At 73.5% G+C, this 14,763-nt stretch carries 16 protein-coding genes; 10 read left to right on the top strand and 6 right to left on the bottom strand.

Going from position 1 to position 14,763, the window contains the following annotated elements; translation table 11 throughout:
- Positions 1–42 precede the first annotated feature (42 nt).
- Together B7C62_00780 and B7C62_00775 are read right to left on the bottom strand one after the other, a co-directional pair.
- A complete protein-coding gene (locus B7C62_00780; protein ID ARF70948.1) occupies positions 43–636 on the bottom strand; it encodes a hypothetical protein in 594 nt (197 codons plus the stop codon).
- Positions 633–1,214, bottom strand: coding sequence for a hypothetical protein (locus tag B7C62_00775; protein ID ARF70947.1), 582 nt, complete (start codon positions 1,212–1,214; stop codon positions 633–635). The genes B7C62_00780 and B7C62_00775 overlap by 4 nt, the downstream gene beginning before the upstream one ends.
- 202 nt (positions 1,215–1,416) lie before the next feature.
- On the opposite strand from B7C62_00775, the gene B7C62_00770 reads away from it, so the two are divergent.
- Together B7C62_00770 and B7C62_00765 are read left to right on the top strand one after the other, a co-directional pair.
- Positions 1,417–1,914: a GNAT family N-acetyltransferase gene (locus tag B7C62_00770; GenBank protein ARF70946.1), complete on the top strand. Its 498-nt coding sequence runs from the start codon at positions 1,417–1,419 to the stop codon at positions 1,912–1,914.
- A gap of 152 nt (positions 1,915–2,066) precedes the next feature.
- Positions 2,067–2,675, top strand: a complete 609-nt coding sequence (locus tag B7C62_00765) for a hypothetical protein (protein ARF70945.1) — start codon at positions 2,067–2,069, stop codon at positions 2,673–2,675.
- On the opposite strand, the gene B7C62_00760 is transcribed toward B7C62_00765, so the two are convergent.
- The 3 genes from B7C62_00760 to B7C62_00750 all read right to left on the bottom strand — a co-directional run bounded on the left by B7C62_00760 (position 2,632) and on the right by B7C62_00750 (position 4,882).
- A complete protein-coding gene (locus B7C62_00760; protein ID ARF70944.1) occupies positions 2,632–3,456 on the bottom strand; it encodes a bleomycin resistance protein in 825 nt (274 codons plus the stop codon). The two genes, B7C62_00765 and B7C62_00760, sit on opposite strands and share 44 nt — an antisense overlap.
- Before the next feature lie 100 nt (positions 3,457–3,556).
- Positions 3,557–4,471 carry a hypothetical protein gene (locus tag B7C62_00755; GenBank protein ARF70943.1) on the bottom strand — a complete coding sequence of 305 codons (915 nt, stop codon included), beginning with the start codon at positions 4,469–4,471 and terminating at the stop codon, positions 3,557–3,559.
- A 54-nt stretch (positions 4,472–4,525) separates the two neighbouring features.
- Positions 4,526–4,882 (bottom strand): hypothetical protein, encoded by a 357-nt coding sequence (locus tag B7C62_00750; GenBank protein ARF70942.1) that lies wholly within the window; start codon positions 4,880–4,882, stop codon positions 4,526–4,528.
- A gap of 88 nt (positions 4,883–4,970) precedes the next feature.
- Between B7C62_00750 and B7C62_00745 the strand changes: the two genes are divergently transcribed.
- From B7C62_00745 to B7C62_00710, 8 genes are all read left to right on the top strand, one after another.
- Positions 4,971–5,936 (top strand): LLM class F420-dependent oxidoreductase, encoded by a 966-nt coding sequence (locus B7C62_00745; protein ID ARF70941.1) that lies wholly within the window; start codon positions 4,971–4,973, stop codon positions 5,934–5,936.
- Between the two features lie 110 nt (positions 5,937–6,046).
- Positions 6,047–6,442 (top strand): hypothetical protein, encoded by a 396-nt coding sequence (locus B7C62_00740; GenBank protein ID ARF70940.1) that lies wholly within the window; start codon positions 6,047–6,049, stop codon positions 6,440–6,442.
- Between the two features lie 87 nt (positions 6,443–6,529).
- Positions 6,530–7,093, top strand: a complete 564-nt coding sequence (locus tag B7C62_00735) for a (2Fe-2S)-binding protein (GenBank protein ARF70939.1) — start codon at positions 6,530–6,532, stop codon at positions 7,091–7,093.
- Entirely contained in the window at positions 7,090–8,100 is a 1,011-nt protein-coding gene (locus B7C62_00730; protein ARF70938.1) for a molybdopterin dehydrogenase, read from the top strand. The genes B7C62_00735 and B7C62_00730 overlap by 4 nt, the downstream gene beginning before the upstream one ends.
- A 31-nt stretch (positions 8,101–8,131) precedes the next feature.
- A complete protein-coding gene (locus B7C62_00725) occupies positions 8,132–10,228 on the top strand; it encodes a xanthine dehydrogenase (protein ARF70937.1) in 2,097 nt (698 codons plus the stop codon).
- 173 nt (positions 10,229–10,401) lie between these two features.
- Positions 10,402–10,860, top strand: coding sequence for a hypothetical protein (locus tag B7C62_00720; GenBank protein ID ARF70936.1), 459 nt, complete (start codon positions 10,402–10,404; stop codon positions 10,858–10,860).
- A 151-nt stretch (positions 10,861–11,011) separates the two neighbouring features.
- Positions 11,012–12,424 carry an NADP-dependent succinic semialdehyde dehydrogenase gene (locus tag B7C62_00715; GenBank protein ID ARF70935.1) on the top strand — a complete coding sequence of 471 codons (1,413 nt, stop codon included), beginning with the start codon at positions 11,012–11,014 and terminating at the stop codon, positions 12,422–12,424.
- Between the two features lie 96 nt (positions 12,425–12,520).
- On the top strand, positions 12,521–13,480 hold the full coding sequence (locus B7C62_00710) for a hydroxyacid dehydrogenase (protein ID ARF70934.1): 960 nt from the start codon (positions 12,521–12,523) through the stop codon (positions 13,478–13,480).
- 139 nt (positions 13,481–13,619) lie between these two features.
- Here B7C62_00710 and B7C62_00705 read toward each other — a convergent pair whose 3' ends face one another.
- A complete protein-coding gene (locus B7C62_00705; protein ID ARF70933.1) occupies positions 13,620–14,735 on the bottom strand; it encodes a chemotaxis protein in 1,116 nt (371 codons plus the stop codon).
- Positions 14,736–14,763 lie beyond the last annotated feature (28 nt).

The following is a 14,763-nucleotide window of genomic DNA, read 5'->3' as shown; positions in this document are numbered from 1 at the left end:
GGTCGGACCGGCCCTCGCGGCCCGGCATCGCGCCGTCGCCCCTCAGAGGCGTACGAGGCGTTCCGTCAGATCGCGGTACTGCTGAAGGGCGATCCGCAGGTCCTCCGTCCCCGCCTCGGACCGCTCGCCGTCGCGGTCGGCGCGCAGCAGACGCGACCGGGTGGCGAGGGCCTCGGTGAGCCCGGCGACGACCTCGTCGAAGGTGGCGTCGGCCTCCTGGACCGCCTGGCGCGGGTTCTCCACGAAACCGGCCACCGCCTGGTGGATACGGGCGTCGAACTTCTCCCGCTCCTCCGGCGCGAACAGCGGACGGCCCTTGTCCGCGCCGCCGTCCTTCGCCGGGCGTCCGGTGTCCGCGGAGCCGGGGGAGGCGGTCGCGGGGGGAGCGGTCGTACGGCCGGTGGTCCGGGCGCCGTCCGTACGGGCGGAATCGGCGTGGACCTTGTCGGCCGCCGGCGCGGACGGGCCCGGCGTGCCGGGGGCCGTCGGCGACGGCTCGGAGGGCTTGGCGGCCGTCGGCGGTACGGGAGCGGTGCCGGGAGGCGTCACGGGCGGTACCCGCTCGGCCCCGGTCGGCGGGGTGGGCCTCTCCGGCGTGCGGCCGGTGTTCCCGGCGCCGTTCGGTGTCTGCGTCATGAGGTGCTCCGTCCCTTCGTCAGCTGTCGGTTGCCGTGTCCGTGTTCCGCCGGGCCGTCCGCCAGGAGCGCGTCGAAGAGGCCGCGGGCCTCGACGAACGCCTCGCGCATCTCCTCGGTGCCGGTGCCGTCGTTCCGCGCGGTGTGCACCCGGCGGTACCCGTCGACATGGCGGGCGTGGTGGACGGAGAGCGCGTCGGTGTGCTCCTCGAAGTTCTCGCCGCCCGGGAACCCGCGGTCGCGGGAGAGTTCGGCCAGCAGCGCGTCGGCCTCGGTGAGCGCCTGCTGCGGGGACTCGACGAACTGCTCCTGGGTCCGGGCCCAGCGGGCGGTGTACTCGGCGCGGGCCGCCTCGGTCAGCGGGCGCCTCTCCAGGTGCCCGTGACGCTTCACCCGCTCCTCGAGCTCGTGCTCGGCCGCCTTGGTGTCACCGCCGTGCCGGGCGACGACCCGGTCGTACTCGGGGCCGAAGCGGCTGCGCAGCCCCCGGCCGCCGCCCTGGGGGCCACGGACCAGGAAGAAGTAGACGGCTGCGGCCAGCACGAGGGCCACGGCGACGATGATGATCGCTGTTGTCACGGCTACCGCCCCCACCGCTCATCGGCCGGTACGCGGGTCTGTTCTCGCACAGTGGTCAACCCCTTTCGGTCCGGGCCCGGCGGGAGTGACCCCCGGGCGGCGTGCAGGAGTCCGTGTACCCCCGGACGGCCGTTCATGCGGCCGGGGTTCGCCGAACCGCTCCGTGTACCGTCCATGGGCGGCGCCACGTAATATTCACGGCATGAGATCAGGTATTACGCGCTCCGGGCGCGGCCCGCTCCGCCCCGACCTCCTGGTCCGCCGTGCCACGGCCCACGACGCCCGGCGGCTCACCCGCCTGGTCCGGACGTCCCGCGCCTACGAGGAGCCCTACGCCGCGATGGTCGCCGGTTACCGCGTCGGTGCGGACTACATCGAGGCGCACCGGGTCTTCGCGGCCGTCGACCGCGAAGACGACCGGGTCCTCGGCTTCTACGCGCTGATCCTCCAGCCGCCCGAGCTCGACCTGATGTTCGTCGCCGACGACGCGCAGGGGCTCGGCATCGGGCGGCTGCTCATCGGCCATCTGCGCGAGGAGGCCGGGCGCGCGGGCCTCACCGGGGTCCGGATCGTCGCGCACCCGCCCGCCGAGGGCTTCTACCGCAGTGTGGGCGCGGAACCCACCGGCACGGTCCGCGCCCGACCGCCGGAGGTCATGTGGGACCGCCCGGCATTCCTGCTTCCAGTCGGCGCCTCCTGACCGCCCGCGCTCAGCCGCCGTCGTTGTGGTCCGGTCGAGTGGCACGCGGGCGCCCCACCGGTGGGATTGAGCCCCTCGGGCCGGGGAACCAGTAGACCCGTATCGAACGGGTGTGCCGGTGTACCCGGTCGCGTCGAGATGAGGAGGCGCCCGTGTCAACGACCGACGGCAGAGGCCGCGAGGAGACCGAGGAGGAGCGGGCGGACCGGCAGTGGACCGAGCTGCTCCAGGAACTCCGCGTCGCCCAGACCGGGGTGCAGATCCTCTTCGGCTTCCTCCTCGCCGTGGTGTTCCAGTCACGGTTCGCCGAACTGTCCGAGGTGGACCGGGACATCTACGTCACCACGGTGGTGCTCGGCTCCGCGACCGTCGCGGCCCTCATCGGCCCCGTCACCTACCACCGGCTGCTCACCGGCCGCCGGATGAAGCCGCAGACGGTCATCTGGGCCTCGCGGATGACCATGGTCGGGCTGGTGCTGCTGCTCCTCACCATGTGCTCGACCCTGCTGCTCATCATGCGCGTCGCGCTCCACAACACGTTCGCCCTGTGGCTGGTCGCCGGGATAGCGCTGTGGTTCCTGGCCTGCTGGTTCGGCTTCCCCCTCTGGGCGCTGGCCCGTGGCCGTTCGGGGCCGCGCACGGACGAGCCGCGCGATGGGGGTGACGGGGGCCCGTCCGCCGGTCCGCGGGGCAGCGGGCCCGCGGGACCGGAGGGGCTCAGCTCGCCGGGCCGCCAGGACCGCGTACGTCGGTCACCGTGAACAGCGCGCCGTCGGGGTCCCGCAGGGTGGCCTCCCTGCCGTCGAGGACGGCACGCTCCTCGACGAGGGTGCCGCCCTCCCGTACGGCCTCCGCGACCGTCACGGGGAGGTCCTCCACCGGGAACTGCACCTGCCAGTGCGGGCGCACCAGCGGATCGACGGCGGCCTCCACCGCCCCCGAGCTGATCCGGGCCAGCGGACGCCCCTCGCACCGGACGATGACCTCCTCGCCCTCGTACGCGACGTCACAGCACCCGGGGCGTCCGCTCGCCCAGTCGAGCACCTCGCCGTAGAAGATCGCCGCGTCGAACGCGTCGCGGGTGCGCAGCCGCAGCCAGGCGTGCGCGTGGCCGTCGGGGGCCGGTGGCGAGGTGGCGGGTTCGGTGCGCTCCCAGAGGCCGAACGCGGCACCGTCCCGGTCGGCGGCCAGGACACCGCGCCCCTTGCCGAGCGTCAGCGGCCCCACCGCCACCGTCCCGCTGCGCTCGCGGACCCGGGCGGCGGCCACGTCCGCGTCCGCCACCGCGAAGTACGGCGTCCATGCCACCGCGACCTGGTACGCGGTCGAGACGGCGAAGATCCCCGCCACCGGGATGTCGCCGCGGCGGGCCACGGAGAACTCCGCGCCGGCCTTCCCCGGGCGGAACGACCAGCCCAGGACCCCGCCGTAGAACCGCTGGGCGGCCCGCAGGTCCCGGGTCATCAAGGTGACCCAGCACGGCGCGGCGGAGCCCGTCAGGGGCGCTGCGGAGGGTGCCGTACGGGGATCGCTTCCGGTCATGGTCCACTGCCTTCTCACGGGTGTGCGGCGCGCGCGGCGGCCGCTGCGGTCCAGCACCCACCCTCGGTCGGCCCGTGCGGCGGCGCAACGCGGGGCGCGCTCACAGCCCGATGCGCGGCGGGGCGTTCGTGATGTCCAGGAAGACCTGGTCCGCCTGCGGCCACTGCTCGCACATCGCGTGCCGGATGCGCATCGAGACCTCCTCCACCCGTTCGCTGTCGATGCCCGGGGCCAGGTCGATGCGGGCCGCCACCAGCACGGAGTGCATGCCCATGCGCATGGTGAGGAGCTCGGCCACGTTGTCGATCTCCTTCTGGCGCATCAGGAAGCCCACGAGCTCGCGTTGCAGCTCCGGATCGACGGACTCCCCGATCAGCAGGTCACGGGCGTTGCGGCCGAGCCGGAAGGCGACGTAGACGAGGAGCAGCCCGATGCCCAGCGAGGCCGCCGCCTCCCAGACCACGCTTCCGGTGGCCAGGTGCAGGGACATACCGGCGATGGCCAGGCTGACGCCGAGCACCGCCGTGCTGTCCTCCGCGATGACCGTACGCAGCGCGGGGTCGATGGCCGCGCCCTTCTTGCCGCGCGCCTGGTGCAGGGCCCGGGCCAGCGAGGTGCTCTCCGCGATGAGGGCGACGCCGAGGACGATCAGCCCGGCGGTGTAGCCGCTGGGGGACTCGTCGTCGTCGCGCCGCAGGGCGTGGAGCCCCTGGTAGAAGGAGAAGCAGCCGCCCATCACGAAGATGCCGACGGCGGCGAGGAGCGCCCAGAAGTACCGCTCCTTGCCGTAGCCGAACGGGTGACGGGCGTCGGCGGGACGCCTGCTGCGCCGGAGCGCGGCGAGCAGGAAGATCTCGTTGAGGCTGTCCGCGACCGAGTGGGCCGCCTCGGACAGCAGCGCGGGTGAGCCGGAGATCAGCCCGCCCGTGGTCTTGGCTGCCGCGATCACCAGGTTGGCCGCGAGCGCGACCAGGACGGTGAAACGGGTCTGTCGGTCGGCGGCCGACCGGCTCATCACTACCTCCGGTGACGAGGGGGCCGGGTGACCCGCCCCCTGTGGGGGGACGGGTCAGCTGCGCGGGGGATCGGTATCGGTGCGCGGGTCGTCCGGGTGGGGCGGGAGCGGCGCGTTGCCGTGGTCGTCGAGCTGGTGGGGGGTGAGGGCGCTGCCGTCGTCGGGGAAGCGGTCCGGGGCGTGCGGATCGCGCGTGTCGATGTGGGTGCGCCCCTCGGGCTGCGGGGGCTGCTCGTCGGGGTGCGGCGGCGGCAGCTCGGTGTCCCTCTTCCGCTTGCCCAGCAGGAAGCCGCCGATCAGCAGCCCCACCACGGCGAGGGCGGCGATGGGGAAGAGGACGGCTGCCAGCGCGCCCGTGCCGTCGGCGAGAGGGGCGGCCAGTGACTGCGTGGCTCCGTTCGATACGTCCATGCTTGCCGCATACCCCAGGGGGACGGCGTCAGTCGGCTGTTCACATCAATTCATGTTTTATGGGTATCTAACGGGAAAAGCGTTTCGCATGGTGCGAATCGGCTACACGATGATGACCGAACAGACCGGACCGCGAGAGCTCGTACGGGACGTGGTGGCCGCGGAGAGGGCCGGTTTCGACTTCTCCGTCACCTCCGACCACTACTTCCCCTGGCTGCGCGAACAGGGGCACGCCCCCTACGCCTGGGCGGTGCTCGGCGCGGCGGCCCAGGCCACCGAACGCATCGGCCTGATGACGTACGTGACCTGCCCGACGGTCCGCTACCACCCCGCCGTCGTCGCCCAGAAGGCCGCGACGCTCCAGATCCTCGCCGAGGGCCGGTTCCGGCTGGGCCTCGGCTCCGGCGAGAACCTCAACGAACACGTCGTCGGTGGGGGCTGGCCCGCCGCCCACGTACGGCTGGAGATGCTCGAGGAGGCCGTGGAGATCATCGGCGCCCTCTTCGACGGCGGGAACGTCAACCACCACGGCACCCACTTCGACGTGGAGAACGCCCGGCTCTGGGACCTCCCGGAGACCAGGGTGCCCATCGGCGTCGCCGTCTCCGGCCCGGCCTCCTGCGCGCTCGCCGGGCGCGGCGCCGACCTGGTGATCGCGACCGAGGCCAAGAGCGGGCTGCTGGCCGACTTCGACCGGCACGGCGGTACGGGCAAGCCCCGGGTGGGCCAGCTGCCCGTCTGCTACGACCCCGACCGCGACGCCGCGATCGCCCGCGCCCACGAACAGTTCCGCTGGTCGGTCGGCGGCTGGAAGGTCAACTCCGAGCTGCCCGGGCCGGAGAGCTTCGCCCAGGCGACCGGACTCGTCCGCGAGGAGGACATCGCGTCGGCCGTCCCCTGCGGCCAGGACGTCGACGCGTTCGTCGACGCGGTGCGCGCCTACACCGAGGCGGGCTTCACCGAGATCGCGCTCGTCCAGGTGGGCGGGGAACACCAGCAGTCCTTCATCTCGTGGGCGGAGAAAGCACTCCTGCCCGCTCTGCGCGAGCTGTAGCCCTCTTCCTTCGGCCCTCCCGTGTCGCCGTCGGCCCGATGCGGGGTCAGCCTGGAAGGGACCCGAAGCCCGAAGCGGGCCCGAAGCCGGCACCCGACGGAAGGAACCCCGTGAACAGCACCACGGAACGAAGCGGCGACGGAGTCACCGACGGCCACGGACAGGAGGTGCTGGTGTCGCTGAGCCGGTGCGGCCTCGCGGACGCGCGGAGCGTGTTCGGCGTCCTCGGCAGCGCCTTCGCGTCCGACCGCGACGCGGGCGACGAACCCGGACCGACGAGCGGCCCCCGCCCGACCGTCTGGGTCACCACGGTCGACGTCTCCGAGCCGAAGGCCGCCGCCGAACCCGTGACGCTCACCGCCCCGGTCACGGTGGAAGCCCAGGGCGGCTACTGGGCCGTCGACCGGCTGCGGACCCACCTCACCGGGGCGTTCACCGTGCGCGTCGTCGGCACGGCGGCGGGGGACCAGGAGCAGGAGGTCAGGCTCCGCCTGGAGAACCGCTGACACGCCCGTCGCCCCGCACGAGGGCGGCGTACGCCGAGAAGGCTGTGAACAGGGTCAACAGCAGCCCGCAGTGAAAGGTGCTCGCGCATGGATTCCCTCGCCCTGGAGACGGTCGTCGCACCGGAACCGGTCGCCGTCGAACGTTCCACCGTGACCCTCCGCATCAACGGGGAGGAGACCACACTGACGCTCGACCACCGCACCACGGTCCTGGACCTGTTGCGCGAACAGCTCGGTCTGACCGGCGCCAAGAAGGGCTGCGACCACGGCCAGTGCGGCGCCTGCACGGTCCTCGTGGACGGCCGCCGCACCAACAGCTGCCTGCTGCTCGCCGTCGCCCAGGACGGCGCGGCGATCACCACGGTGGAGGGTCTCGCCGACGGCGACACCCTGCACCCCGTGCAGCAGGCGTTCGTGGAACGCGACGCCCTCCAGTGCGGCTACTGCACCCCCGGACAGATCTGTTCGGCCGTCGGCATGCTCCAGGAGGCGGCCGACGGGCACCCGTCCCACGCCACCCCTCCGGACGCCCTGACCGCGGAAACCGCCTCCCTCGGCCCGGACGAGATCCGCGAGCGGATGAGCGGCAACCTGTGCCGGTGCGGGGCCTACCCGCGGATCGTCGAAGCCATCGAGGACGTGACGCCGTGAAACCGTTCGGCTATCAGCGACCCATCTCCACCGCCGAGGCCGTACGGCTCTGCGCGGCCGGACCCGGAGCCCGGTTCCTGGGCGGCGGGACCAACCTCGTCGACCTCATGAAGCTCGGCGTCGAGGAGCCCGGCCTCCTCATCGACGTGACCCGGCTGCCGCTGGACCGGGTGGCCACCACCCCGGACGGCGGCCTGCGCGTCGGCGCCACCGTGCGCAACAGCGACCTCGCCGCCCACCCCGGCGTACGCCGCGACTACCCCGCACTCGCGCAGGCGCTGCTGGCCGGGGCCTCGGGACAGCTCCGCAACACCGCCACCACCGGCGGCAACCTCCTCCAGCGCACCCGCTGCACCTACTTCCAGGACGTCTCCAAGCCCTGCAACAAACGGCTCCCCGGCTCCGGCTGCCCCGCCCGCGAGGGCCACCACCGCGACCTCGCGATCCTCGGGCACTCCACGGAGTGCGTCGCCACCAACCCCTCCGACATGGCCGTGGCCCTCGCCGCGCTCGACGCGACCGTGCTGCTGCTGGGCCCCGAGGGCGAACGGGCCGTCCCCGTCACCGAGTTCCACCGGCTGCCGGGCGAGAACCCCGACCAGGACACCGTGATCAGGCCCGGCGAACTCATCACCGAGGTGGTGCTCCCGCCGCCCGCCCCCGGCACGCTCTCCCGCTACCGCAAGGCCCGCGACCGCGCGTCGTACGCCTTCGCCCTGGTCTCCGTCGCCGCCACCCTCCAGGTCGACGACGGCCGCGTTGAACGGGCCACGCTCGCCTTCGGCGGAGTCGCCCACCGGCCCTGGCGCGCCCACCGGGCGGAGGCCGAACTGCGCGGCGCCCCCGCCACCCCCGCCGCCTTCCAGCACGCCCTGATCGCCGAACTCGCCGAGGCCCAGCCCCTGCGCGACAACGCCTTCAAGGTCGACCTCGTCCGCCGCGTGGCCCTCGACGTCCTCGGCGAACTCACCGGGACACAGAGCCCCGGGACCGGCCCGACCGTCTGACCCACCCCCACCGACCGGAGGCCCCGCCGCCATGTCCCACGCCCCGCAGCTCACCGGTGCGCCCGTCGTCCGCAGGGAGGCCCGGGACAAGGTCACCGGCACCGCCCGGTACGCGGCCGAGCACACCCCGCCCGGCACCCTGTACGCCTGGCCCGTCCCGGCCACCATCGCCGCCGGCCGGGTCACCGCCGTACGGGCCGTCGACGCGCTCGCCGTCCCCGGCGTGCACACCGTCCTCACCCACGACAACGCGCCCCGGCTCGCCGAACCCGACGACCCGATCCTCGCCGTCCTCCAGAACGACCGGGTCCCGCACCACGGCTGGCCGATCGCCCTCGTCGTCGCCGAGTCCCCGGAGGCCGCCCGCACGGGGGCGGGGCGGCTGCTCGTCGAGTACGAGAGCGATGAGCACGACGTGACCCTCACCGAGGACCACCCGGGCCTCTACACGCCCGAGGAGGCCAACGGCGGCTTCCCCGCCGTCCGCAGGCGCGGCGACTTCGAGCGGTCCTTCGCCGCCGCCCCCGTCCAGATCGACGCCACCTACCGGATGAGCTCGCTGCACAACCACCCCATGGAGCCCCACGCCGCCACCGCGTGGTGGGAGGACGGGCACCTCACCGTCCACGACTCCAGCCAGGGTTCCAACGCCGTACGCAAGAGCCTCGCCCGGGTCTTCGGGCTGGACCCCGGCCGCGTCACCGTCGTCTCCGAGCACGTCGGCGGCGGCTTCGGCTCGAAGGGCACCACCCGCCCCCAGCCGGTCCTCGCCGCGATGGCCGCCCGCCACACCGGCCACCCGGTGAAGACGGTCTTCCCGCGCGCCCAGCTCGCGGAGGTCGTCGGTCACCGCGCCCCCACGATCCAGCGGGTACGCCTCGGCGCCGACCTCGACGGCACCCTGCACGCCGTCTCCCAGGAGATCGTCACCCACACCTCCACCATCAAGGAGTTCGTCGAGCAGGCCGCCGTACCCGCCCGCACGATGTACGGATCGCCCGCCAGCACGACCACCCACCGGGTCGCCGCGCTCGACGTCCCCAGCCCCTCCTGGATGCGCGCCCCGGGCGAGGCGTCCGGGATGTACGCGCTGGAGTCGGCCATGGACGAACTCGCCTGCGCCCTCGGCATGGACCCGGTCGAACTGCGCCTGCGCAACGACCCGGCCACCGAACCGGACAGCGGCCGCCCCTTCAGCAGCCGGGGCCTGGCCGCCTGTCTGCGCGAGGGCGCGGCACGCTTCGGCTGGCAGGGCCGCGACCCCCGCCCCGCCGCCCGCCAGGAGGGCCGCTGGCTCCTCGGTACGGGCGTGGCCTCGGCGACGTACCCCGTGCTCGTCTCCCGGTCCTCCGCACGCGCCCACGCGGCGGCTGACGGCACCTTCCGGATCGAGGTCAACGCCACCGACATCGGCACCGGGGCCCGGACCGTCCTCGCCCAGATCGCCGCGTCGGCGCTCGGCGTGGACGTGGAGAGCGTCGAGGTCCGGATCGGCTCCACCGACCTGCCCACCGCCCCGCTCGCCGGTGGCTCCTCCGGCACGGCCTCCTGGGGCTGGGCCGTGCACAAGGCGGCCACCGCGCTGGCCGACCGCCTCGCCGGTCACCGGGGCCCGCTGCCCGCCGAGGGGTTCACCGCCACCGGCGACACCGAGGAGGAGACGGCCGCCGACTCCCCGTACGCCCGGCACGCCTTCGGCGCCCACTTCGCCGAGACGGCCGTCGACTCCGTCACCGGGGAGGTCCGGGTGCGCCGGCTCCTCGGCGTGTATGCGGCCGGGAAGATCCTCAACGCCCGCACCGCCCGCTCCCAGTTCACCGGCGGCATGGTCATGGGCCTGGGCATGGCGCTCACCGAGGGGGCCGCCATCGACCCGGTCTTCGGCGACTTCACCGCCAAGGACCTGGCCTCCTACCACGTGCCCGTCAACGCCGACGCCCTCGACATCCAGGCGCACTGGATCGAGGAGGACGACCGCCACCTCAACCCGATGGGCTCCAAGGGCATCGGGGAGATCGGCATCGTCGGCACCGCCGCCGCCATCGGGAACGCGGTCCGCCACGCCACCGGGGCCCGGCTCCGCGAACTGCCGCTCACCCCCGACCGACTGCTCCCGTACCTCCTCTGACGACCGGGGCGTCGCGCTCCTCACCAGGGCCGACAGCTCATCTGTTGCGAGGACGGCACAGCCGAGTCACCCTGTTGAGTGACCCAGAAGTGATCAATGCTCACGCTTCGTGTTCGGGGGATGTTCGTACGACGGGGTGAAGCATGTGGGCCTCGTGGTGAGGAGCCTCGACGATGACCGTTCCACTCGACCGGCACTACTCGGTCGAACTGCAGGTGTCGGCAGAGCGCGTTTCCCAGGTGCGGCGCATCGTCGCCGCGCACCTTCGTCACTGGAGTCTCGAACTCCACATCCGGCCGGTGTGCCGGGCCATGGACGAACTCCTGACCAATGTCCACCGGCATGTCGGCGACGCCAACACGTGCGTCCTCGAACTCCGCTGGACCGGACGGCACGTCACCGTGTCCGTCGCCGACAACAGCGCCCGGATGCCGCGCCTGCTGCCGACGGGCGGCGGGCTGAGCCGGGTGATGGCCCTCAGCGACAGCTGGGGCACCTGCCGGACCACGGACGGCAAGGTGGTCTGGTTCACCCGCTACGCCCAGGCGCCGCAGACCGCGCGGCTGCTGCCTCACCCGCCGCTGCCGGGCGTCCGCGAGTCCCGCCGCACCCCGCTCGCGGCGCTCGTGTAACCGCAGCAACCCCCACCCGGCCGACGCGGAACGTGCCCCATCCGGCACGCATGATCCGCGTCGGCCGGGTACGTGCGGGGGAGAGGGGCCGCGTTGCGCCCGACGACGCGGCGCGGCACCGTCGACGTACCGATGCAAGGAGGCCACTGCCATGCCCATCGCGACGGTCAACCCCGCGACCGGCGAACTGATCAGGTCCTACGACGCCCTCGGCGAGGAGGAGACCGAACGCAGGATCACCGCCGCCCACACCACCTTCCAGCAGTACCGCACCACCCCCTTCGAGCAGCGCGCCGCCTGGCTGAACCGGGCCGCCGACCTGCTGGAGACGGACCGCGACACCATCGCCCGCACCATGACCCTCGAAATGGGCAAGCCGGTCACGGCGGCCCGCGCCGAGGCGGCCAAGTGCGCCAAGGCGATGCGCTGGTACGCGGCCCACGCCGAGCGCCTGCTCGCCGACGAGCACCCGGACCCCGATGACGTACAGGATTCCGGCGCCTCGCGCGCTCTGGTCCGCTACCGGCCGCTCGGCGTCGTCCTCGCCGTCATGCCGTGGAACTTCCCGCTCTGGCAGGTGGTGCGCTTCGCCGCCCCCGCCCTGATGGCGGGCAACACCGGCCTCCTCAAGCACGCGTCGAACGTCCCGCAGACCGCGCTCTACCTGGAGGACCTCTTCCACCGCGCCGGATTCCCGGCGGGCTGCTTCCGTACGCTGCTGATCGGCTCCGGCGCCGTCGAGGCTGTCCTGCGCGACCCCCGGGTCGCGGCGGCCACCCTCACCGGCAGCGAACCGGCGGGCCGCGCCGTCGCCGCCACCGCCGGGGACGAGATCAAGAAGACCGTGCTGGAGCTGGGCGGCAGCGACCCGTACCTCGTGCTGCCATCCGCCGACGTCGAGAAGGCCGCCGCCACCGCCGTCACCGCGCGCGTCCAGAACAACGGCCAGTCCTGCATCGCCGCCAAGCGGTTCATCGTCCACGCCGACGTGTACGACACGTTCGCCGAGCACTTCACCGCCGGGATGCGGGCCCTCACCGTCGGCGACCCGCTGGAGGAGACCACCGACATCGGGCCGCTCTCCAGCGAACAGGGCCGCACCGACCTGGAGGAGCTCGTCGACGACGCCGTGGAGCGCGGCGCCACCGTCCTGTGCGGCGGCGCCCGGCCCGACAAGCTCGACGGCGGCCTGGAGAACGGCTGGTTCTACAACCCCACCGTGCTCGCCGGGATCACCCCCGCCATGCGCATCCACCGCGAGGAGACCTTCGGCCCGGTCGCCACCCTCTACCGGGTCGCCGACCTCGACGAGGCCGTCCACCTGGCCAACGACACACCGTTCGGGCTCAGCTCCAACGTCTGGACGCGGGACGCGGGGGAGCGGGAGCGGTGCGCCCGCGACCTGGAGGCGGGCGGGGTCTTCTTCAACGGGATGACCGCCTCGCACCCGGCTCTGCCCTTCGGCGGGATCAAGCGCTCCGGTTACGGGCGCGAGCTGGCCGGGCACGGCATCCGCGAGTTCTGCAACGCGACCACGCTCTGGTACGGCCCCGAGGACTCCTGACCCCTCGGGGGTGGGAGGGGGGCCGCCTCCCACCGCCCCGGCGGCTCCGGCGATCATGGAGGGCGTCCGTTACCGCTCCGCCGGAGAGAGTTCTTCATGAAGCTGCGCTGCGCCGTGATCGAGGACTTCCAGTCCGCCGCCACCACCGTCGCCGACTGGTCCCCCGTCACCGCCGATGTGGAGGTCGTCACCTTCACCGAGCATCTGGGCTCCACGGAGGAGGTGGCCGCGGCCCTCGCGGAGTTCGACATCGTCGTCACGTTGCGCGAGCGGGTCCCGTTCCCGGCGGAGGTGTTCGCGCTGCTGCCCCGGCTGCGGCTGCTGATCGCCTCCGGCATGCGCAACTCCGTGATCGATTTCGCCGCCGCCGAGCGGCACGGGGTCACGGTCTGCGGTACCGCCAGCTCCTCCACCCCGCCCGTCGAGCTCACCTGGGCCCTGCTGCTCGGCCTCGCCCGCTCGATCGTCCCCGAGGCCAACGGCCTGCGCGCGGAGGGGCCCTGGCAGTCCACCCTGGGCGCCGATCTGCACGGCCGGACGCTCGGCCTGCTGGGTCTGGGCAAGATCGGCGGCCGGGTCGCGGAGGTCGGCCGGGCCTTCGGTATGGAGGTCGTCGCCTGGAGCCAGAACCTGACCGAGGAGCGTACGCGGGAGGTCGGGGTCACGCTCGCCGGGTCGAAGGAAGAGCTGCTGGAGGCCAGTGACTTCGTCTCCGTACACCTGGCGCTGAGCGAGCGGACCCGGGGTCTGATCGGCGCCGCCGAGCTCGCCCGGATGCGGCCCACCGCCTACCTGGTCAACACCTCGCGGGCCGCGATCGTCGACCAGGACGCCCTGCTCGCCGCTCTGCACGCCGGGACCATCGCCGGGGCCGGGATCGACGTGTTCGACGTCGAACCCCTGCCGTCCGGCCACCCGATGCGCACCGCCCCGCGCCTGCTGGCCACCCCGCACCTGGGCTATGTCTCCCGCGCCAACTACGCGACGTACTACGGGCAGGCGGTCGAGGACATCCGGGCGTTCCTGGACGGGGAGCCGGTGCGGCGGATCGGCTGAGGCCGCCTCCGTACGGTCGCGTACGGAGACGGCCTCGCGCGGTCGGGTGCGGCGGCGGCCCTGTGCGGTCGCAGACGGAGACGGCCTCCTGCGGTCGCGATGGAGGCGGCCCCGTGCGGTCGGTGGTGGCCTGCGGTCGTCAGAACCGCAGCGCCGCCGCGATCCTGCCGTGCTCGGCCAGGGAGTCGTCCGCGACGAACACCACGTCGGCCCCGCCGTCCAGCGCCGCCTCGATCAGCTCGTCCACGATGTCCTCGCGGACCTCCGGGTCCTCGGTCTGCGTGGTCCCCTCGGGGACCGGCTCCAGGTGGCCGTCGGTCACCCGGACGGTGCGCTGGAAGTGCTCCTCCACCGCGACCAGCCCCACCCGGCCCTCCCGGACGGCGGCCCACACCTCGTCGAGCCCGCCGGCGAACGTGTGGGCGCTGCGCGCGTTGTCGAGGCGCTTCTCCACGTCGGCCGTGGCCTGCCGGGCGCCCTCCGCCAGCGCGGGCCGCAGCTCCCTGAGGACCTCGGCGGGCGGCAGGTCGGCCGGTGCGCCCTTGGCGACGCGGCCGACGGCCGCCTTCGCGCTCTCGCCGACATCGTCCAGCAGGGACAGGGCGGGCGCGAGCCCCATCACGTACAGCGGACGCGGGTCCGAGGCCAGGACGGCGCGCAGCTTCTCGTCGACGGTACGGAAGAAGTTCCGCGTGTCCTCGTCGGTGAACGTGCTCGGGGTGTCCCCGATCCGCTCCTCGCGCTGAGGGTTGGGCGGCTCCTTCGGCGCGGTCAGGGGGAACCCTCCCGTCTCGCGCACCTCGATGCCCTGGTCCGTGCCGTTCCACAGGGTGGCGTGGTCGGCGGCGACGGTGAGCGCCCAGAACGGCCTCGCCCGGGCCTTCGCGGCGACGAGGTTGCGGGTGAGGTAGGTGTCGCTGAGGACCACCCGTTCGGGCGCGGTGCGCGGAAGCTGCCAGATCCGGTGTCCGTCGGCGGCGGCGAGGACGACCAGCGAGTCCAGGGCCCGGCGCGGGTCCACCTCGTCGGCCGCCCGGTCCAGCTCGGCCCTGATGGCGGCGGCCGTCTCCCGGCTCACCCGGGGATCGGCCTCCAGACGGTGGACCGCCTCCGCCACCAGGTTGCGCAGCCGCACCGGGTCCTGGGCGTTGTCGGGGGCCGTGCGGTGGGTCGGCATGGTCAGGGACAGGGCCGGATAGGGCCGGGTCGCCCGCAGCTCCCGCAACAGGTCGGCGGTCAGGGCGTCCGTGTCCATCGTTCCCTCCCGGGGCTCGAACCCGCTC

The organism is Kitasatospora albolonga (assembly GCA_002082585.1).
Taxonomy (GTDB): domain Bacteria; phylum Actinomycetota; class Actinomycetes; order Streptomycetales; family Streptomycetaceae; genus Streptomyces; species Streptomyces stephensoniae.
The sequence above is the reverse complement of the archived record's forward strand: the minus strand, read 5'-3'. Positions and strand labels throughout refer to the sequence as shown.